This is a genomic window from Paenibacillus methanolicus (assembly GCF_008124765.1).
GTDB lineage: Bacteria > Bacillota > Bacilli > Paenibacillales > Paenibacillaceae > Paenibacillus_Z > Paenibacillus_Z methanolicus.
In genome coordinates this window covers 822,666-844,211 of sequence record NZ_VNHS01000002.1, presented here as the reverse complement: position 1 = coordinate 844,211, position 21,546 = coordinate 822,666, and the positions used below count along the sequence as shown (strand labels likewise).

General features: G+C 59.6%; 12 protein-coding genes. 8 read left to right on the top strand and 4 right to left on the bottom strand.

Annotated elements, in window-relative coordinates:
* Window positions 1-157 precede the first annotated feature (157 nt).
* Both BCM02_RS08570 and BCM02_RS08565 read left to right on the top strand, forming a co-directional pair.
* The gene (locus BCM02_RS08570; protein WP_148928624.1) at window positions 158-3,562 is read left to right on the top strand and encodes a GH36-type glycosyl hydrolase domain-containing protein; all 3,405 of its coding nucleotides are present in this window, start codon (window positions 158-160) and stop codon (window positions 3,560-3,562) included.
* Between the two features lie 96 nt (window positions 3,563-3,658).
* Entirely contained in the window at window positions 3,659-4,630 is a 972-nt protein-coding gene (locus BCM02_RS08565; RefSeq protein ID WP_148928623.1) for a LacI family DNA-binding transcriptional regulator, read from the top strand.
* A 57-nt stretch (window positions 4,631-4,687) separates the two neighbouring features.
* On the opposite strand, the gene BCM02_RS08560 is transcribed toward BCM02_RS08565, so the two are convergent.
* Together BCM02_RS08560 and BCM02_RS08555 are read right to left on the bottom strand one after the other, a co-directional pair.
* Complete coding sequence (locus BCM02_RS08560) at window positions 4,688-6,268, bottom strand: response regulator transcription factor (protein WP_148928622.1); 1,581 nt, start codon at window positions 6,266-6,268, stop codon at window positions 4,688-4,690.
* 2 nt (window positions 6,269-6,270) lie between these two features.
* Complete coding sequence (locus BCM02_RS08555) at window positions 6,271-8,022, bottom strand: sensor histidine kinase (protein WP_148928621.1); 1,752 nt, start codon at window positions 8,020-8,022, stop codon at window positions 6,271-6,273.
* 360 nt (window positions 8,023-8,382) lie between these two features.
* Here BCM02_RS08555 and BCM02_RS08550 point away from each other — a divergent pair, with 360 nt between their 5' ends.
* The 4 genes from BCM02_RS08550 to BCM02_RS08535 all read left to right on the top strand — a co-directional run bounded on the left by BCM02_RS08550 (window position 8,383) and on the right by BCM02_RS08535 (window position 18,881).
* Window positions 8,383-9,291: an ABC transporter permease gene (locus tag BCM02_RS08550; RefSeq protein ID WP_148928773.1), complete on the top strand. Its 909-nt coding sequence runs from the start codon at window positions 8,383-8,385 to the stop codon at window positions 9,289-9,291.
* 17 nt (window positions 9,292-9,308) lie between these two features.
* Complete coding sequence (locus tag BCM02_RS08545) at window positions 9,309-10,220, top strand: carbohydrate ABC transporter permease (RefSeq protein WP_148928620.1); 912 nt, start codon at window positions 9,309-9,311, stop codon at window positions 10,218-10,220.
* Window positions 10,221-10,507: 287 nt separating this feature from the next.
* A complete protein-coding gene (locus tag BCM02_RS08540) occupies window positions 10,508-12,082 on the top strand; it encodes an extracellular solute-binding protein (RefSeq protein WP_148928772.1) in 1,575 nt (524 codons plus the stop codon).
* A 181-nt stretch (window positions 12,083-12,263) separates the two neighbouring features.
* Window positions 12,264-18,881 (top strand): S-layer homology domain-containing protein, encoded by a 6,618-nt coding sequence (locus tag BCM02_RS08535; protein ID WP_148928619.1) that lies wholly within the window; start codon window positions 12,264-12,266, stop codon window positions 18,879-18,881.
* Between the two features lie 78 nt (window positions 18,882-18,959).
* Here BCM02_RS08535 and BCM02_RS08530 read toward each other — a convergent pair whose 3' ends face one another.
* On the bottom strand, window positions 18,960-19,523 hold the full coding sequence (locus tag BCM02_RS08530) for a DUF420 domain-containing protein (RefSeq protein ID WP_148928618.1): 564 nt from the start codon (window positions 19,521-19,523) through the stop codon (window positions 18,960-18,962).
* Between the two features lie 176 nt (window positions 19,524-19,699).
* Here BCM02_RS08530 and BCM02_RS08525 point away from each other — a divergent pair, with 176 nt between their 5' ends.
* Complete coding sequence (locus BCM02_RS08525; protein ID WP_148928617.1) at window positions 19,700-20,332, top strand: LysE family translocator; 633 nt, start codon at window positions 19,700-19,702, stop codon at window positions 20,330-20,332.
* An 18-nt stretch (window positions 20,333-20,350) separates the two neighbouring features.
* Here the strand turns inward: BCM02_RS08525 and BCM02_RS08520 are convergent, their stop codons facing one another.
* The gene (locus BCM02_RS08520) at window positions 20,351-20,983 is read right to left on the bottom strand and encodes a DUF1796 family putative cysteine peptidase (RefSeq protein WP_148928616.1); all 633 of its coding nucleotides are present in this window, start codon (window positions 20,981-20,983) and stop codon (window positions 20,351-20,353) included.
* A gap of 154 nt (window positions 20,984-21,137) precedes the next feature.
* On the opposite strand from BCM02_RS08520, the gene BCM02_RS08515 reads away from it, so the two are divergent.
* Window positions 21,138-21,536 carry a hypothetical protein gene (locus BCM02_RS08515; RefSeq protein WP_148928615.1) on the top strand — a complete coding sequence of 133 codons (399 nt, stop codon included), beginning with the start codon at window positions 21,138-21,140 and terminating at the stop codon, window positions 21,534-21,536.
* Window positions 21,537-21,546: the final 10 nt, after the last annotated feature.

Sequence of the window (21,546 nt, the reverse complement as noted above, 5' to 3'; positions counted from 1 at the left end):
TGGAATTTGACCGAAATGAAACGTTTGACTTCATTCCAAACCTGCGTTTATACTCTTTTTAACTGTTGTAGAAACGTTTCTATTACGTGGTGAAAGTCGTAGACAGTTGAGTTGGAAGTCTCCATATTTCTGGATTCACCGAGAGGAGGAACCGGTTTTGGCGGTTCACATGACATCAACCGGAACGTCGGTTTGGATAGTTGAAGAAGGCGGACTGCGGTTCGTATTCCATCCTTCCGGGGATTTATACGAGGCGTTGTCGGATAGCGGCATGATGCTGAATCAGGTGCTTGCCAGCCCCGTCGACGGCTCGCTGAACAATTTATATTTGCGCGTATACGGCGCGGACGGGAACATCGGCGGCGTGTATCCGCTCATCGGAATTCGTTCCGGGAGCAAGGTCGCCTGCGGATCGCGTCGCATCGAGTGGCGGGGAGAAGCCGGCGGAATCGATTACGCCGTGTCCTTCCTGCTGAGCGGGAAGGGCGTCTGGTTCTGGGACGTCTCGCTCGATGCCCGCGGGGCGTCCGTCTCGGCCGACGTCGTCTACGGCCAAGATATCGGCCTTGCCAGTCCCAGCGTCGTGCGCGGCAACGAAGCGTACTTGTCCCAATATCTGGACCATTCCGCCTACGAGCATGCCGAGCGGGGGTGGATCGTATGCACGCGGCAAAATCAGCCGCAGGACGGACGCTTCCCTTATATGCAGCAGGGGTGCTTGAGCGGCGCCGCGGCTTACGCGACCGACGGCTTTCAGTTCTTCGGCCTTTCATATAAGGATGCTTACCTGCCCGAGGCGCTCTGGCGCGGCGATCTGCCGAGCGAGAACTACCAATACGAATTCGCTTATACGGCGCTGCAATCTCGAAGGATGAACGCGGCCGAAGGCGCAAGAGCCGTCTTCTACGGCCTCTTCGAGGCGGACCATCCCGATGCGGTGCGGAAGGCGGGATTTGACGATCGGCTGATGGCGGCGTGGGAAGAAGTCAAGGCCATTCCTGCCGCCGATTCCGATGGTTTCTCGGCGGTACCCGCCCGCGCCGCGGATATCGGCGGACCGCTGCGCGCGCGCAAGCCGTCGCAAGCGGAGATCGAACGGCGGTATCCGCAGCGTCTCCAAGAAGAATGGGACAACGGCGAGCTGCTGAGCTTCTTCACGCCGACGTACGAGCACGTCGTGCTCAAGGCGAAGGAGATGCTGACGGAGCGGCCGCACGGCCATATTCTAATGAGCGGGGCGCCCGACCGGGCAGGCGCGGAGATGCTGACGTCGACCGCCTATATGTACGGCATTTTCCATTCCCAGCTCGTCGTCGGCAACACGTCCTTCAACAAGTTGATCGGGAATGCGCGCAACGCGCTTAACGTCCTTCACGTCTCCGGCATGCGGCTGTATGCGGAGGTGGACGGACGCTTCCGCCTGCTTGCCATGCCTTCGCTCTTCGAGATGGGCTTCAACTATGCGCGGTGGCTGTACGCGCTGGACGATGACGCCATTGAAGTGACGAGCTGGACGAGCGCCGAATCGCCGACGGCCGCGCTCTCGGTTCGTTCCGAGCGGAATCAGGCGCGACGGTACGTGCTGACGAGTCAGATGACGATGCACGAGCGGGAATACGAGTCACCATTCGAGATGGAACGGCAAGGGGATTCGTTCGTCTTCCGGGCTGCCGCCGGAACGCCGGCCGCGGACGTCTATCCGGCGCTCGGTTACCGGCTGACGCTCGAAGGCGCGGAGGCGACGGCGGCCGACGAACGCCGGCTCGTCCCGCAGCTTGCGCCGGGGGCCGCGCCGCTGTTCGTGCTGGAGACGGGCGCGTCTTCCGAATGGAGGCTGCGGATCGAAGGACGGCTGGAAGGATTGGAAGACGAGCCGGCACCCGTTCCGGCATTGGAACAGGCGTCCGAGCAATACCGGACGGGTATGGCCGAGCTCATGAACGGCTTTCAGCTGACGCATCCGGGGCAGCATGCCGCCGGCGCCATCGAACGATTGAACATTCTCGCATGGTGGTACACGCATAATATGCGCGTTCATTTTGCCGTGCCGCACGGGCTGGAGCAGTACGGCGGGGCGGCATGGGGGACGCGGGACGTCTGCCAGGGGCCGGCCGAATATTTTCTGGCGATGCAGCAGTACGACGCCGTCCGGGATATTATCCGGACCGTCTATTCGCATCAGTACGCCGAAGACGGCGGGTGGCCGCAATGGTTCATGTTCGACCGCTATCACCGGATTCAGCAGGAGGAGAGCCACGGGGATATTATCGTCTGGCCGCTCAAGCTGCTCGGCGACTACATCGCCGCGACCGGCGACCTTGCCGTCCTGGATGACCGGCTGCCTTATACGAGCCGCGCCTCGCATGATTTTACCGAGGTTCGCGAACCGCTGCTCGACCACGTGAAGAAGCAGGTCGCATATATTCGTTCGCATTTCCTGCACGATACGCATCTGTCGGCGTACGGCGACGGCGATTGGGACGATACGCTGCAGCCGGCGAGCGCGTCGCTGCGCGCCTATATGGCGAGCAGCTGGACGGTGGCGCTGACGTATCAGACGCTGCGCGGATTCGGCCGGCTGTTATTGGCGGACGCACAATCGGCGGATCAGGCGACTTTCGGCCGGGAAGCGGAGGCGCTTGCGGCCGGCATTCGCCGGGACTTCGGCACGTATATGGAACCGGAAGGAGTCATACCGGGGTTCCTGTACTTGGAGCAGCGGGACCGGCCGCAGAAGCTGCTGCATCCGGACGACGCGGGCACCGGCATCCGCTACCGGCTGCTGCCGATGACCCGAAGCATGATCGCCGAGCTGCTGACGCCGGAGCAGGCCGAGCGGCACTACGAGCTGATCAAGCGGGAGCTCTATTTCCCGGACGGCGTGCGGTTGATGGACCGGCCAGCCTCCTATGACGGCGGGGTGAGCACGCGATTCAAGCGTGCGGAGCAAGCCGCCAACTTCGGCCGCGAGATCGGTCTGCAGTACGTGCACGCCCATATCCGCTTCATCGAAGCGATGGCCAAGCTGGGCAAAGCGGACGAAGCGTGGCGCGCGCTACACGTCATTAATCCGGTCGGGCTGCGAGAGTCGGTGCCGAACGCGGAACTGCGCCAGAGCAATGCCTACTTCAGCAGTTCGGACGGCCGGTTCGCGAACCGGTACGAAGCCGCGGCGGGCTTCGAGAAGCTCAGAAGCGGGGGCGTCCCCGTGAAAGGAGGCTGGCGCATCTACTCCAGCGGCCCCGGCATCTACATGAACCAGCTCGTCTCGAACGTCCTCGGCATTCGGCTGACGCATGGCGAACTCGCGCTCGACCCGGTTCTTCCGATCGAACTGGACGGCTTGACGGTCCGATTCGCGATCCATGGCAAGCCCGTGCGCATCGTCTATCAGCTTACCGGAGGACCTGTGTCCGGCGTCAGCTTCAACGGCGCGGACATCGAGGCGCGCCGGTTGACCGGCGCTTATCGCGACACGGGCGCATGCATTCCGCTTCGGATGCTCGATCCGCTATGGAGGAACGACGGCGAACTTCTCAACGAATTGCTCATTCGGGCTTAACGATGCATCCCACGCCCGGATGGCAGTTTGATGACAGATTATCGAAGGAAAGTTGTGGTATAGTTGAGAAGCAAGCAAGCTACAGGAGGGATCGCGGTGGTAAGCATCAAGGATATCGCCAAGCATGCGGGCGTGTCGATCTCGACCGTCTCGTACGCGCTGAACGGCAGTCCTAAAGTTACGCCCGAAACGACTTCGCGCATCCTGGCGATCGCCAAGGAGCTGAATTATATTCCGAACGCCGCCGCCCGGCAGCTGAAGAAGCAGGAATCGCGCATCATCGGGGCGTTCCTGACCGATTTTACCGGCGCCTTCTACGGCGACCTGCTGCAGGGGATGAAGGAAGTACTGAACCGCAAAGGGTACGACCTCATCGTGTGCAGCGGTCTTCAGTCGCACCGGCTGCTGCCGGAGCGGATGATCGACGGAGCGATCATCTTGGATTTAACGTTCTCCGACGAGGAGTTGCTCGATTTCGCCGACCGCGGGCATAAGCTCGTCGTGCTCGACCGAGAGCTGAATCATCCGGCCGTCAATGAAGTGCTGCTCGACAATAAGGCCGGCGCGAATCTCGCGATGGACTATCTGATCCAGAGCGGCCACCGGAAGCTGTACGTCGTGACCGGACCGAAAGAGACGTTCGATTCCCGCCAGCGGATGATCGCGGTGCGCCAGACGCTCGACCGGCATCCGGAAGTCACGGCGGTGGTGCTGGACGGCGACTTCAACAAAGGCTCCGGCGAAGCGGCGGCGCGCGTCATCATCGACGAATACGACGGCCCGGTCGGCGTGTTCTGCCTGAACGACGAGATGGCGATCGGGCTGCACAACTACGCGACCGCGCAGGGCTTTCGGATCGGGGAGCACATCTCGGTAGTCGGGTTCGACGACATCGACCTGACCCGTTATCTCCAGCCGCGGCTCTCGACGATCCATTATTCCAAGCACCGCTGGGGCGCGATGGCGTCGGAGCAGCTGCTGCGGCTCATCCATGGCGAATCGGTCGAGCACGAGCGCATATACGTGTCGCTCGTCGAGGGCGAATCGGTAAGCAGAGTGAACGAATAGTACGAATAGACGAAAGGCGCCTTTTACGCGAATATCGCGGGAAAGGCGCCTTTGTCGTTATTGCTTCACTTTCTTATATTCGTTCGGCGAGCAGCCGACCTCCTGCTTGAACAGCTTGGAGAAATACGAATAGTTGTCGTAGCCGACTTTGCTTGCGATCGCGTAGACGGAGTGCCTGCTCGTCTCCAGCAGCAGCTTGGCCGCCGAGATGCGCGTCTGGATGACGTAGCTGCCGAGCGACACGCCCGTCTCTTTCTTGAATAGCCGGGCCAAATAATCCGGATGCAGGTACACGGTCTCGGCCAGCGCGTTGCGGGTGAGATCATGGCCGTAGTGGGATTGGATGAATTGCTTCACGGCTTCGACCACGGACGTCGGCTCGGCGGCGCTATGCCGATACTGCATGGCGGTGTTTACCAAGTAGCGCAGATATTCCTCCATGTCCTCCAACGAGTTGAGCGACTGCATGAGCAGCTGATCATGGATTTTGCCGGCATACAGTTGATGGACGGCGATGCCCTTATTTTTCAGGAAGGCGTAGACGAGCTGGACGATATCCAGCCGGAATCTGCTCAGTACGGCCGTGCTGAGCATCGATCTCATGTACCGGCTCGTCTCGCTCAGGAAGGCCGCCGGATCGTTCTGGTTCAGCAGTTCATCCAGCAGCGCCAAATCCGGCGGCGCATAAGCCGCGTCTTCCGTCAGGCGGTCGCGGGAGACGTGCAGGATGCGATTGCGGGATTTGGTGACCGCTTCGTTCATGTCCAGCAGCTGCTTCAAGATAGCGCCGATCCCGCCCAGCTCGCCGGCGGGCGCGACGTTGCAGCAGGCGTCGCATTTCAGGGCGCGATTGGCCTGATGAATGAAGGAAGCGCACAGCTCCTCGATCAGGCGGGCGTCGGGCGGCTGCGTCCATTTCAAGACCGCGATCCAATTGCGGGGCGAATGCTCCAGCATCGTCTCGACTGCGAAGGCGGGATGGCGGAACAGCTCGCCCAGCACGTTGAGCAGCGCGAAATCGAACAGATCCTTCTCTTCTTTCCCCATGCTTCCGTCATAAGGGAACAGATTGAGCAGCAGCGGCTGACACAGGTCCGTCATGCGGTAGTCGAGATGCTGCTCATGGACCGCATGCGCGATCGCGGCCGGCCTCATCGGGACGGAGCTGCTGCAGCTGGCCAGCTTACGCCAGAAGTGTTCCACGATTTTGCTTTGGTTCTTTTGCCAGAAGTAGCCTTCCTGCTGCGCTTTCGCCGCATGCCGCTGCTCGTTGGCTTTCGCCACGGCCTTCTGAATGATCAGCATCAGCTTGTCGAACTCGATTGGCTTCAGAAAGTACTCGAAGCTCTGCAGCTCGATCGCCTTCTGCGCGTAATTGAAATCCGCGTAGTTGGTCAGGAAGATGGTTTGCACGCTGTATTTCTCCTCCCGAATCCACGCAAGCAGCTCCAGTCCGCTCCCTTGCGGCATTTCGATATCCGAGATGAGGATGTGAATCTCCTGCTGCTTAATGATTTCCCGGGCTTGGGCGACGTTGTTCGCGGTATAGACGCCGTCGATGCGCAGGGATGTCCAGTCGATCTTCTTCTCCAGCGCGGTCACGACGAAATAGTCGTCGTCGACAAGCAGCGCGTTCATGGTCAGGCACTCCTCTCATGCGAATCCCCCGGCGGGTCCGGAATCGTCAACGTGACGCTGGCGCCGCGGCCTTCCCGATTGCCGAAGCGGACCGTCGCTTGTTTGCGATAGAGGTACTCCAGCCGGTGGACGGTATTCATAATGCCGATCTGCGTGCCCAGCGTTTGATCCAGCGGCTGGCCTTCGTTGAGCTTCTCCAGCACCTCCGGCGAGAAGCCGGGTCCGGTATCCGTAATCCGGATGACGGTGCAGGCTTCTCCCTCCGCCCGGCTTCGCTCGACCTGTACCCGGATTTGAACCTCTTGTTCCCTGGATACCGCATATTTGATCGCGTTCTCGATGAACGTTTGCAGCACGAGCGGCGGTATTCGGGCGCCTTCCGCGCCCTCGTCTTGCTCGATCCGGTAGACGAACGCATCCCGGTAACGATGTTTCTGGATTTCGAGGTAGATGCGGACATGCTCGAGCTCGTCGGCCAGCCGGACGAAATCCTGTTCGTTTTGAAAAATGTAGCGGAAATACTGGGACGTCGACAACGTCATCCGCTCGATTTCCGCGTGCATTTGCATTTGCGCCATGCTGTAGATGGTCGTCAAGCAGTTCAGGAAGAAATGCGGCTTGATTTGCAATTTCATATAATTGAGCGCAATCCGCTGCTTTTCCAGCTCGCGTTCATAAATATCGATTTTGTACGCTTTGATCTGCCGCACCAGATGCAGGAACTGTTTGTTCGCCTTCTCCAGCTCGATGATTTTGCTATGCTCCATATCGATCGGCTCGCCGTCCTCCGTCCAGCAGGTCAGGTTGTACGAGAAGTTCTTGATCGGCCCGAGCACCTTGTTCTTGAAATACAACAGGATAAAGCAGAGATTGCACGCGATAATGACGGCGAGCAGCACGATCAGCAGCTGGGCGATCATGATTTTCTCGAAGGCGCCGAATTGAATGACCAGATTCACGTGGAACGAGGCGTTCGTGAATTCGGCGTCGACGGTCGTCCGGGTTTGGAGAAGATCGAGCAGGAAGGGCGGCTTCGCATCCGATTTCGAATCCGAGTCCGCGTCGATCCCGTTGGCAGAGCCCGGACTCGTCACGAATTCGCCCTGCTCGCCGATGAGCGAGGCCAGCCCATGCTCGCCGAGATTGATCTGCCGCAGCGGCTCGATCAGATCGTCGGCCGCGATCAGACAGATCATGTAGCTGTTATGGTAAGGCACGATATTCAGAACATAAAAGGTTCCGTTCAGATTGAGCGTGGACCATCTGGAGTAGAACTTCTCGTATAAGTTTTTGTCCTGTACGTAAATTTCGATCTGCCGCTTGAGCGATTGGTATTGCGGATAGGTCATGGTGATGGGCGCGCTGTTCAGCAGCTTGTTCTGTTGGTCCAGGTAGAGGAAGAAATGATAGTCCTGCCCGTAAAATTTCTGGAGCTCGGTGAACCGCTTATATAAATTCCGGTTGGCTTTAATGAAGGCATAGTCGTTCACGTCCAGCGCGGACATCGTCTCCACGTTCTCGTCGTTGGCGAGCGTCCAGCCCATGAAGTGATTCATATAGTTGAAGTCTTTGTTGATCCGGTTGATATACAGATCCGCGGTGTCCCGCAAATAGCGCGAAGACTGCTGCTTGACGATCGTAATCGTGGCGAAGCTGATCGCGAAATCCAGGATAAGGGCGGAGAACGAGATGAAGAGCATGATTTTCACGTAGTGCTGGATCGGGTAGGTTTTGCCTTTCGCATGGTTAGCCATAGGCCGGCATGTGCTCCTTTCCGGTGCTTCTTGATTCCGAATAAAGCGGTTTCAAAGGATGGATAGGGTCTATTATAAGGCCGGCCTGTCGAAAAACATATCGCGATTTGCCGCTTGCGAAGGCAAAGGTCCGGATAGTGGCAGGAGAAGTCCGAATTCCGTCAGACGCGGCGGCGGCCGCGAGCTTGGCGAACGATGCGGCGGCCGCACAGGTCCGGATAGCGCGCGTACGAAGTCCATATAACGGCGGAGCGCGGTTCTATACTTGAGTTATCAAGGCGATGGATAAGCGTGAAGCTTATAAACGCTTGTATTTCAAAGAGAGAAAGGGGGATTGCTTTGAGAGCCAGCCAACCGAATATGAGCCTGCAGCGCGCGCTCGCTCGCATCGGCCGGAACTGGGGCTTGTATCTGCTGCTGCTGCCGGCCGTGACGCTGCTGATTTGTTTCACCTACAAGCCGATGTACGGCGTGGTGATCGCCTTCAAGGACTTCAGCCCGGCGCTCGGGATATCCGGGAGCCCGTGGGCGGGATTGAAGTACTTCGAGAAATATTTTCATTCCTATCAATTCGCGGTCACGATCAAGAATACGCTCGTCATCAGCTTGTACAGTTTCGTGTTGTTTCCGATCCCGATCATCTTCGCGCTGCTGGTCAATCAGATGCGGCAGAACTACTTTAAGCGCGTCTTCCAGACCGTCACTTACATGCCGCACTTCATCTCGACCGTCGTCATGGTCGGGCTCATGATGATCCTGCTCTCCCCGGGCAACGGGCTGATCGGCCATCTCTACGGCTTGTTCGGCGCGGAAGCCCCGAACGTCATGGGATCGGCGGGCCTGTTCAGCAGCGTGTACGTCTGGTCGGATGTGTGGCAGCACACCGGCTGGGACAGCATCATCTACATCGCGGCGCTGTCGGCGGTGGATCCGAGCTTATACGAGGCCGCCACGGTGGACGGGGCGAGCCGATGGCAGAAAATCCGCTACATCGACATCCCGATGCTCATCCCGACGGCGATTACGCTGCTCATTCTTCGCGTGGGCGGATTGCTCGGCGTCGGCTTCGAGAAGGCGTATCTGATGCAGAACAATTTGAATATTTCCGGCAGCGAGGTCATCTCGACCTACGTGTACAAAATCGGCTTGTTAAGCGCGCAGTACAGCTTCTCCTCGGCGATCAATCTGTTCAACACGATCATAAATTTCGTCCTGCTTATCCTGGTCAATTGGGTGTCGAGAAGATACAGCGGGCAAAGTCTCTGGTAATGGAGGAGGGAGGGAATATGGCAGCAACGGCAAAGCAAGCCTGGCCGACAAGGAAAGGAAGCACGTCCGACAAGATCACGGAGGTCTTGCTGTATGTATGGGCGGCGATCACGTTAATCGTCGTGTTGTACCCGATTTATTTTATCGTCATCGCGTCGTTCAGCGATCCGGCCGCGGTCGGCAACGGACAGGTGTGGCTCTATCCGAAGGGATTTACGTTCGACGGCTATCTGGAACTATTGAAGCACGCCAACATTTGGATCGGCTATCGGAACACGATTCTGTACACCGTCGTCGGCACGGCGATCGGGCTGGCGGTCAATCTGTCGGCCGCCTACGCGCTGTCGCGGAAGGACTTGTTCGGACGGAAGGCGTTGACGCTGTTTTTTATCTTTACGATGTTTTTCAACGGGGGGCTGATCCCCACGTTCCTGACGATCCGCGATTTTCACTTGTATGACACGTTCCTGGTCATGGTGCTGCCGTTCGCCGTCGGGGTGTTCGATATCATCGTTGCCCGGACGTTCTTCCAGACGAGCATTCCGGGGGATTTGTGGGAGGCGGCGCAAATTGACGGATGCGGCAACCTCCGTTACTATGTGGGGGTCGTCCTGCCGCTGTCGAAGGCGGTCGTCGCCGTGCTGGCGCTGTGGATCGCGGTCGGCCACTGGAATTCGTATTTCAACGCGCTCATCTATTTGCAAAATAAAAATCTGTATCCGCTGCAGCTCGTGCTGCGGGATATTCTGATCACGAACCAGATGCAATCGGGCATGGGGACGGGCGAGGCCGCCCAAATCGCGATGCGTCTGGCCAATATGCTTCGGTATTCCGTCATCGTGGTGTCGACCATTCCGATTATGTGCTTCTACCCGCTCGTGCAGAAGTACTTCAATCAGGGGGTGATGATCGGCGCCGTGAAGTCCTAGAAGTCCGGTGATAAACATGTGACCTACGGTCGGTATGGGCTTACACTCGCTGTTGTAACCGGATTTCTTTGATTTCAAGTTGTTTCAGAGGTAGAAATCCGTTTACAAAGGCGACCGCTGACGCTGTTTCAGCTCCATACCGACTCTCCGGCCACTTTTTCACCGGACATCTAGAACAACGAACCGCATGGTAGGGTAAACGAACCATTCACTATGAACGTTCAGGGGGATTGAACATGGAGAACAGATCGGCGAGAACGGTAAGCAGGAGGCTCATCGTCCTAGCGATGGCCACGACGCTCGGCACGTCCGCGCTGGCGGGCTGCAGCGGAGATAATATGAATAACGCCGGCACGGCAGCCGTCGGCGAGAGCGGGAATATGAACCCGGAGGGGCTTCCAATCGTCAAGGAGCAGGTGACGCTGAACGTGCTGACGGTCCGCTGGGGCAACATGGGGGACAGCTTCGTCAAGAATACCTGGCTGCAGGAGCTGGAGAAGAATTCCAACGTCAAGATCAATTGGCAGGTCATGTCCTCCAACGATTGGAACGACCAGAAGTCGGTCATGCTGGCCAGCGGCAAGCTGCCGGACGTCATTCTGGGCGATATCGCCTACGGGGATTCGGATATCGTCAACAATGCGGGCTCTTTCCTGGCGCTGGACGACTTGATCGACAAGCATATGCCGAATCTGAAGGCCGCGATGGAACAATCGCCTGAGCTGAAGAAGATCAGCACGTTCCCAGACGGGAAAATCTATTCGCTGCCGGCGCGTCTGCCGTCCAGGCCGGTAACCCAGAATCAGCCGGTCATCAACAAGGCGTGGCTGGACAAACTGGGCCTGCAAGCGCCGACGACTATCGAGGAGCTGTACGCGGTATTGAAGGCGTTCAAAGAGAAGGACCCGAACGGCAATGGCCAAGCCGACGAAATTCCGACGAGCAGCGCGGGCGATCTGGATCTGTTCCTGCTTACGCCGTTCGGCATTACCGATCTGCGGGCGAACCATATGATGATTCAGGACGGGAAGACGGTCTATTACCCGACGGCCGAGGCGTACAAGGAATCGCTCAAGTGGGCGCGCAAGCTGTACGAGGAAGGCTTGATCGACCAGGAGTCTTTCACGCAGGACAATACGATGCTGACGGCCAAACGGCAAAATCCCGACGTCCCGCTGATCGGCTTCACCTATCAATGGACGCCGGACGCCGTCTTCGGCAAGTGGAGCGACCAGTACGAGACGATCGCGCCGATCGCCGGACCGGACGGGAAGCGCTATCAGGAGGGCGATCCGAGCGGCCTCAGCTTCCGTCGCAACCAGCTGCTCATTACGAGCTCGAGCAAGTATCCGGAAGTTGCCGCGCGCTGGGCCGACCAATTCTATACGAACGAGGCGAGCATTCAGAATTTCTGGGGCGCGATCGGCACCTCCATCGAGAAGGGCGGGGACGGGACGTATTCCCTCATGAAAGCGCCGGAAGGCACCAGCGCGGACGCCTGGTATTGGGATAATTCGTTCCGGGATTTCGGTCCGAAATACGTCAGCCCGGACTTCGAGAAGAATATCAAGCTGGATCCGACGACCGGCGACGGCTTGAAGCTGCAGCTCGATGAGCTAGGCAAGGAGCATGTCACCGAGCCGTTCCCGAGCGTCATGTATACGGCGGAGGAATACCAGGAGCTGCCGACGCTGACGACCGATATCGACGGCTATATCGCGAGCACCCGCGCCGAATGGATCACGAAAGGCGGCATCGACGAGAATTGGGATGCTTACGTGAAGAAGCTCGAAGAGATGGGACTTGCGAAGCTGATCAAGATTTACGAGGATGCGTACGAGCGTTACATGAGCGTCAAATAGAGGCGGCATGCCCGTTAACATGCGACCGATGCCCGGCGGCCGAGTGCCGCCGGGCATTCGCATGCGCAACATCATAATAAAACACCTCATTATCCTAATAGGCGAACTCTTCGTGTAAGCCCTTACACTTTATGATGGAACATGTAGGCCATACACGAATACGAACGAGGAGGAGTAGGAAATGGCAAGCGGCAAGCGAATGGTTTCGGCCATTCTGGCGTTCCTGATGCTGTTGATGACGTATCCGGCATACGCATCGGATAACGCGGCAGCGGGCGAAGGAGGCGACGGGGCGGTCTCTTACGTTAGGATCAAGAACAAGTGGAAGAGCAATTATTTGTACGAAGCATCGGACGGGGTCGTCCGGTACGGGCTGACGGCCATGGGCGATCAGTCCTCGCACTGGCAGATCGAGGAAGCGAACGGTTTCAAGCGGATCAAGAACCGGGCGACCGGCCATTACATGACGATGGCGCAGACGCTGCAGCGGCGCGACCCGCTCTACAGCAAGGCCGTGGGGGAAAGCCAGGCGGCGGACCAGTGGCTGATCGAGGATGCCAGCCGTCCGGGCTATGTCATTGTGAAGAATGCGGTTAATCCGGCGGGAAATCTGGTCATCCACCAAGAGGACCAGCTCGGCTTCGCCGAAGTAAGCGGCGATATCAACATTACCTTCGAAAGCCCGCAGTGGATGCTGGAGCCGGTCGATCCGGCAGGCGAGCCCGTGCGCATCGTCAACCAATTCAAGGCCGGCCAATATCTCTACGAGGATGCCGAAGGGATGGTCAAATTCGGCGGCGACCGCGGCATGACGGATACGACGACCCATTGGTTCATCGAGAAGGTCAAGCCGGGGGAGGACGTCTCCAACGTACGGCTGCGCAACCGCGCGACCGGCCATTACATCACGCAGGGCGCCGAGGGCTGGATGCCCTTGGCGGCAAGAGCGATGGACGGCATCAAGAGCGAATGGATCATGGGTGCGGCGTCGACGGAAGGGTTCGTGACGATTGCCAATGCCAGCGCGCCCGCTTACGTGCTGAACACGCAGTTCCCGGACGACACCAACGTACGGGCGAACGATTGGGCGCAGCCCGCGTGGGGAAGCGCGCAATGGCGGATCGAGCTTGCGGCGGATCTCGAGCCGGTATGGATCTCCAACTATGCGGACAACCCGGCCGCGGCCGTCTATCTGTACGAGAACCAAGGGATCGTCAAGTATGGGGCGATCACGGGCGAGAATCGCGGCGATTATGCCTATCGTTGGATGCTGGAGGACTTCGACGGCAAGAAGCTGATCCGCAATCTCGCAACCGGCCATTACATACGCGGCGGCGCTTCGGCCGGTTCGCTGCAGACGGGTCCGATCGCGGCGATGGACGTTTCCTATCAGTGGTCGATGGCGTCTTCCGCCATGTATGACGATTACAAGACGTTCCAGAGCGCCGCGCAAGCAGGATCATACTTGAACATTGCGGCGGCTTCCGGCTCGGCGCAGTCGGGCGCGATCGATCCGAACGCGAATGCCGCCCAATGGCTGCTTGGCGATCCGGCGGCGGTCAACGACGGCTCTCCGCAATACGTGCGCATTATGAACGAGTGGCAATCGATGGTGCTGTACGAGGATACGAACGGGTTGCTAAAATACGGCAATACGCGGAGCGGCGACCAGCGAGACCAGTGGCTCATCGAGGTGTTCCAGGGCCGCAAGCGAATCAAGAACCGCGAGACGAACCATTACATCAACCTTGAAAATATGACCGACGGCCATATCGGCGTCACCGACGTGGAAGACGAGTGGAAATCGGCCGTCTGGGTCATCGAAGATACCGGCGGCGGTTCCAGGCTCATCCACAGCGTGCTGGATGCCAACGATCAAGAAGGCCAGCGGAAATATTTGCATCTGCAGAATTTATCCAAATTCGCGGAGTACGGCATCATCAATCCGAATTGGGGCAGTCCGCGCTGGCGGTTCGTTCCGGTTCCGAAGGATGCGCCGGGCTATATCCGGCTGAAGGGCAAGGCCACGGGCCAATATTTGGTCGAGGTAACCGAAGCGGGCGATGACCTCGGCAAAGTGAAATCGGCCGCGGTACCGGAATCCGACGCGTCCTCGATCTGGTTCCCGGAGGATGCGGGAGACGGAGTGGGTTCCGTCCGGTTGAGAAATTTGCGCACCGGCCACTACATCTCGATGGAAGGCGTCGGCGGCGCCGTCGAGCAGGATGCGCCGGCTTTCAAACTCGTGGCGGAGACCGTCTATCCGCAATGGGGCAGCGCCAAATGGTATGTGCAGAATAGCGCGAACGAAGGCTACGTCACGATCAAAAGCGCATGGGCCGGCCACTACGTCTATACGGCGAGCGGCGAGGATGCGGGCTATACGAAGGTCAGCAAGCTGGCGGCGGACGCCGACGAGGGGCAATTCGCGGTAGAGAACGTTACACCGCCGAAGACGCCGCTGCCTACTGCGCCGGTACGCATCAAGAACGCGGCGAACGGCCAATATTTGTATGAGAACCGCGGCGGGATCGTGTTGTACGGCGAAGTCGGCGAAGACAACGGATACGCCCACTGGCAGCTGGAGACGGAGAACGGGATCAGCCGCATCCGCAACCGCGCGACCGGGCATTACATGACGGTCGTCGGCGATTATTCGTATATCGCGGGCCGGGAGCTGGCGCCAGGCGGCGAAGCGGTCGGGCAATGGTCTATCGAGGAGCTGGGCGCGAACGTTCTGATTCGCAGTATGGCTGCCGGCTTCGACGACGAATATGTCCATGTGCAGGGAGGGACCGGGTACGCGGAACGGGGGTTGTTCCCGTCCTCTTACGGCACGCTGCAATGGACGTTCGAAGCCGCGCCGGAGGAATTCGCGACGCCGGAGACGGGCGAGGCGCGGAATGAAGCGACCGGCACGCCGGTCTTCAGCGATTCGAACGACGTCGTCATCGCATCGGGAGGCAAGACGCTCAAGGAGATCATCGGCAGCGCCGTCGCCCAGAACGGGAATGGCGCGGGGGCCCCTTCCGCGCAATGGCTGCTGCAAGATTACAACGGCCGGAAGCTGATCCGCAACCGGATGTCCGGCAAGCTGCTCTCGCTGGATCTGACGCTGAAGGACGGGGCGAACCCGACGGATGCCGAGCAGTGGCTGCTCGAGGAGCGCTTGGGACGTTTCATCATCGTCAATGCCAAGCAGTCCGGGGCGCTTTATATCGGAGACTCCGGATTGGCGTACGGCGAAGATGGTCTAACCTCGGATGCCACATGGGAACTGACGCCGGTAGCCGGAGATCAGGTCTACGAAGCCGAAGAGGCGTTCCGCAGCAGCACGCTGGCGGTCGTTTCTGAAGCGACGGGTTTCTCCGGAACCGGATATATCGGCGGCATGGCCAGCGAGTCGGAGCTGGTGCGTTTCACCGTGAACGCGGGAGAAGCCGGCGCTTACCATGCCAGCATGCGGTATCTCGCGGACGCATCGTCCGAGCTCGACATCACGATCAATGGCGAACCGGCCGGCAAGCTGGCCATCCCGGCGGCCGGCAGCTGGAGGGGAACGGCCTTGAAGCTTGACCTGCGCGCCGGCATCAATACGGTCGCCGTGCGCAAGGCGAGCGATGCGGGCGGCACTATCGCGCTGGACGCCTTGACCGTACGCGACAGCATCAACAAAGCCTACCGGGGAGCGACCGTGCCGTACGTCTCCTATGAGGCCGAGCACGCCGATACGAACGCGACGCTGATCGGGCCGTCGCGCGTCTATCGCGAGATGGCTTCCGAAGCTTCCGGCCGGCAGGCGGTGCAGCTGGACGCGACGGGCGAATACGTGGAATTCACGCTCGCGAAGCCGGCGAACGCCATCGTGCTCCGTTACGCCATGCCCGACAGCGCGGACGGCAGCGGCATCGAGGCGACGCTCGGCTTATACGTGAACGGGACGTTCCGCCAGAAGCTGCATTTGACCTCCAAGCATGCGTGGGAGTACGGCAGCTATCCATGGTCGAACGATCCGAAGCAAGGCAGCGCGCACCGGTTCTACGACGAGATTCACGCGCTGATCGGCGACGTGCCGCAGGGCGCCACGATCCGGCTGGAGAAGGATGCGGACAGCACGGCTGATTATTACGTCATCGACCTGGCGGATATGGAGCAGGTCGACGGTCCGTTGAATATGCCGGAGGGATTCCTTGACGTCGCCGAATTCGGCGCGACCGCAAGCGACGGCGTCGACGATACGGCGGCGTTCAAGACCGCGATGGAGGCCGCCAAGGAAGCGGGCAAGGGCGTCTGGTTCCCGGCCGGCACCTTCGAGCTGCGGCACGGTCTGCTCGATCTGAGCGATATCGTCATCCGCGGCGCGGGCATGTGGCATACGATGCTGCTCGGCGCCAAGTTCGCCGGACGCGGCGGACGCATCGAGATGTACGACCTGCTCGTCGACGGCGATCTGAACGTCCGGGACGACGAGGCGAGCACACACGGCTTCGAGGGCGAATTCGGCCCCGGATCGCTCATCCAGAACGTATGGATCGAGCATGCGAAGACGGGGCTGTGGCTGACCCGGATGAGAGGCAGCGACGGCATCGCGGACGGTCTGCACATGGTTGGCCTCCGGATGCGCAATCTGATGGCCGACGGCATCAACTTCTGCGTGGGCACGAGCAACAGCATGATCGAGCAAAGCGATATCCGTTATCCGGGCGACGACGGCATCGCGATGTGGTCGACCGGCGGTCTGGCCAGCACGAACAACACGGCCCGGTTCAATACCGTCTCGCTCCCTTGGCTGGCGGATAATCTGGTCATCTTCGGCGGCAAGGACAACAAGATGACGGATAATATAGGCAAGGACACGATCGTGAACGGCGCGGGCTTGGCGGTGTCGACCCGGTTCAATCCGGTGCCGTTCAGCGGCACGACGATCGTGGAGCGCAATACGCTGATCCGTACCGGCAGCAAGGATAGCGGCTACGGGGTGAACTTGGGCGCGATCTGGCTGTTCGCCAGCGACAAGGACATGAACGCGGACATTCGGGTCCGCGACAACACGGCCATCGACAGCACGTACGCGGGACTCATCGTCCATGGCGATTTCGCGATGAACGGCGTGGTCCTCGAGAACATCGTGCTAGACGGCGTCGGCACGAGCGGCATCGATGTGGCGCCGAACGTGAAGGGATCGGTCACGGCCGATAACGTAATCGTGCGCGGCGAGCGGATATCCGTCGTGAACGACGCCAATCCGCAGTTTGCGTTCGACGAGCGCAATGAAGGGTTCGCGAGTCTTCGGAAGCCGTTCGGCATCCGGTTGGGCGAGGCGGCGGCGGGGCCGTTCGATCTTGCGGCGGGTCAAGATGCCGCGCTGCGCGTCTTCGCCGCCGACGGGACCGAGGTGACGGCAGAAGCGCAAATTACGATGGCCGACGATGCCGTTGCCGCGCATGCGAACGAACTTCTGAAAGGGCTCAAGCCGGGCGTAACGGAATTCAAAGTGATTCACGACGCGGACATTCGCCGGTTTACGCTGCGCGTGACATCCGTTCCGGCGGATAACGGCAATGGCAACGGCAATGGCAATGGTAACGGACAGGGTTCCGTCTCCGGTCCGGGACCATCCGACGGCGACGGCATTGCCGCCTCGACCGACCATAAGGCGAACGATCAAGCGTTGGAACGCGCGCTCGACGGCGGCGATCCATCCGTTATGTTCCGCGTGGATTCACCTTCCGTAGACGGCAAGGCGGCATTCGGCGTGAAGGCGCTGCAGAAGGCGGCGCAATCCAAGCCGGCGGCGATGCTCGTCATTGCTTCATCTGACGCAGCCTATCGCTTCCCGCTCCGTCTGGTGGACCAGGTGCTGCGGGATCATGGAATCGCCAATGCCGAGGAGGCGATCATGCATTTCACGGCTCAAGCCGCCGCGTCCGATCTGGCAGCCAAGCTTCAGGGCGATGCGGCGAAGCAAGGCATAGAGCCCGTCGGCAACCCGACCGAGTTCGGCGTGACGATTGAGGCAGGCGGACGAACGATTGAAATCGTCAGCTTCGGCGGCAAGTACGTCGAGCGCACGCTTGCGATCGAAGGCAAGATGGACCACGCGCAAACGACCGTAATGACGTTTGATCCGGCAAGCGGCCGCTTCCGGTTCGTGCCGGCGACCTTTACGTTCGCGGACGGCGCGACGGTCGTGACGATCAAGAGCACGGGCAACAGCATCTACACCTTAGCGAAGCTTGCCCGCGCGTTCACGGATACGTCCGGCCATTGGGCGGAGCGCGACATCTCGCTGCTGGCCGACAAGGGTATCTTGAACGGCGTATCCCCCGCTTCGTTCGATCCTGGCCGCGCCGTCACGCGGGCCGAGTTCGCGGCGATGCTGGCGCGCGCGCTCGGACTTCGCGCTAGCGGCAAGCCGTTTGCCTTCCCGGACATCGCGTCCGGCAGCTGGTACGAGGAGCCGGTTCGGATGGCCGTCGGAGCGGGGCTGATGCAAGGTTACGCGAACGGCCGCTTCGGTCCGGACGACCGCCTCTCGCGCGAGCAGATGGCCGTCATGGCCGTTCAAGCGCTGGCATTCGCGACCGGATCGAAGCCGGCTGCCTCTAATACCGGCTACGCCGACGCGTCGGCCATCCATGCTTGGGCCGCTGAGGCCGTCGCCCAGGCGACCGCGGCGAAGCTGATGGAAGGCACGGCGGAAGGCATGTTCGTGCCGGGCGGAGTCGTTACGCGCGGCGAAGCGGCCGTCGTGCTGTATCGGTTGTTGGTCGCATCGGACTTGTTGAATGCACGTTAGGATAGGAGAACAAAAAGGTCGTGGATGCCGCGAGAGCGGCGAACCACGACCTTTTTTCTTTTGATGCAGAAGGTTCGCTTATCCATAGTAAGGCGAGATCATCAGATACACGATGACGCCCGTCAGCGAGACGTACAGCCAGAGCGGCATCGTCCAGCGGACGATCCGGCGGTGCTTCTCCACCTGCATGTTGAGACCGCGCGCCGTCGAGACGAGCGCCAGCGGCACGATGACGATCGCGAGCAGGATATGCGTGATCAGGATGAAGAAGTAGATGCCGCGCAGAATGCCCGTTCCGCCGTACGACGTCGATTCCGACAGCCCGTGGTAGGTGACGTACGAGATGAGGAACAGCGAGGTCGACGTGAAGGCGGCGAAGATGAACCGTTTATGCAGCTTGACGTTTTTCTTCATGATGAAATACAGCGCCGCGAGCAGGAAGACGAACGTGAAGCTGTTGAAGATCGCGTTCAGCATCGGCAGCATGTAGATGTCGAAGCCGACCTCTCCGTCGTAGCCCGGCAGGAAGAATAAAATCGCGACCAATACGTTGATGCCGATCGACAGCGCGACGATGAGCGGGGCGTAATTGCGCGTCCGGCCGGCCGGGACGTCCGGATGCGATGACTTTTTCGAAGACATGGGCGGTGCTCCTTTTCGAAGTTTGTCCTACCCCTCTACAGTAGTCGATCGCGCCTATGCCCCGCAACCGGATCGGGCCGGCAGTTCTAACAGATTTGTGGCGTCACGAGATTGACAAAAAGCGGGCCGCTCGGCTATGATGGCTCACAATCCACCATCGGAAGGGGGCGTGTCGCATGTTCGGCATTATGAATTACGAGGTGTTCCTCGTCTCGTGCATCCTGCTCAATCTCATTCCCGGCGCCGACACGATGTACGTGCTGGGCCGCAGCGTCACCCAAGGCCGCAAGGCCGGCGTCTATTCGGTGTTCGGCATCATTAGCGGCGCGCTCATTCACACGCTGTTCGTCGCTTGCGGCCTATCGGTCATTTTGATGAAGTCGATGCTGGTGTTCAACGCGATCAAAATCGCGGGCGTCGTCTATCTCGTCTATCTCGGCATCCGCATGTTCCTGGACCGGTCGACCCCGGCGTCGATCGAAGCAGGCGGACAGCCCGGCAACGTACGGGGCGTCTTCATGCAGGGCATCCTGACGAGTCTCGTGAACCCGAAGGTGTCGCTGTTCTTCCTGGCGTTCCTGCCGCAATTCCTCGCGCCCGGCGCATCCGGCCCGGTGCCGTTCCTGCTGCTCGGCCTGACGTTCTGCGCGACCGGCCTGCTTTGGTGCCTCGTCGTCGCGTACGGCTCCTCGTACATGAGCGGATGGCTGAAGGGCAGCCCGCGCGCGGTCGCGATCATGAACAAAGTAACCGGCGTCATGTTCATCGGGCTTGGCTTGAACCTGCTGCGGACGAAAGCGCCGCAATAATGAGCTTCGGAACCGCGTTCACCGATGGGAGATACCGGACAGCAGCGCCCTCCAGTGCGGATCGTTATCGTGAAAAGGGTCCGCGCACAGCGGGATTTGCAGCGCGCATACATGCGGGATGTGCCAGCCCATCGTCGCGACGGCGGAGACGGGGCCATGCTGCACGAACAGAATGCGGAAGTCGCCCCGCACCATCGCTTGCAGCGTGAGCGACAGCTCGAACAGCTCCGGATACGTGCCTTCCGCGCGAATGAAGAGCAACCGGTCCTTGGTCTGCATGTCGTCCAGCATCCGATCGGTTCGGCGCTTCATCTTCGCGCTGAACGACGGGTAGGGCAGCAGCGGATCGGCCGCGCCCGTCCCGACGGGGAAATCGTGGTTGGACACGATGCCGTAGGCGAGGTCCTTCACCAGGTAACAGCCGGCGTTTGGATCGATGCCGACCACGCTTAAGTTGGACAGCTTCATGAAATGCGCGAACCGGTCGTGCAGCGCCCGGGTGACGCCCGACAGCGGCGGCGATCCCATCCAATCGATCGGCCCGGCGTACCGCCGCAGCCCGCTGCGCGTCATTTGCACCCCCGGCAGGCAGTTGTGCCCCAGACTATAGACGGCGTCGTACTCGCCTCGCACCTCTTCCAGCGTCAGCATGCCGCACCCTCCTCTGCATTCGTATCTTATATACAATGCGAGAATGGTAGATTTGGAGATGGACGGGAGACGGGGAGCGTGGGAAGAGGGGCGAGTGTCATTTTGGAAATAAAGGATGTAAGTTAAGATGACCCACTTCGAATGAGCTGTTTTTTTGATTAACTTAGACAAACGGTTATATCAGGAGGCGTTCTCACTGAATAGGCTCGTCCCGCTAAAAATACCATCCGGCTGGTTGGTGAAGTATAATCACTTCCTCGAACTGGATGTCGATCGATTCACCGACCGTAACTTTCCGGATTGGATGGATTTTGATGAAGACTTGCTGATGCTCGTGTGCGATTTCCGACAAATCATTGTGGATCTGGGCTGGTATCCCATGGGCGACCCCAAGGGACAGTATACGATTATGGTCGTTGCGATGTCGGAAGATAAGGATCAGCAAGCGGATAATTGGCTAACACCATTGCTTACTTTTCGATCCCGCAGTTTGCCGGTTATTCAAAACCGGATCAACGAGATCATGGATGACGTCACATTAGGCAAACTATAAAGCTCCTTAT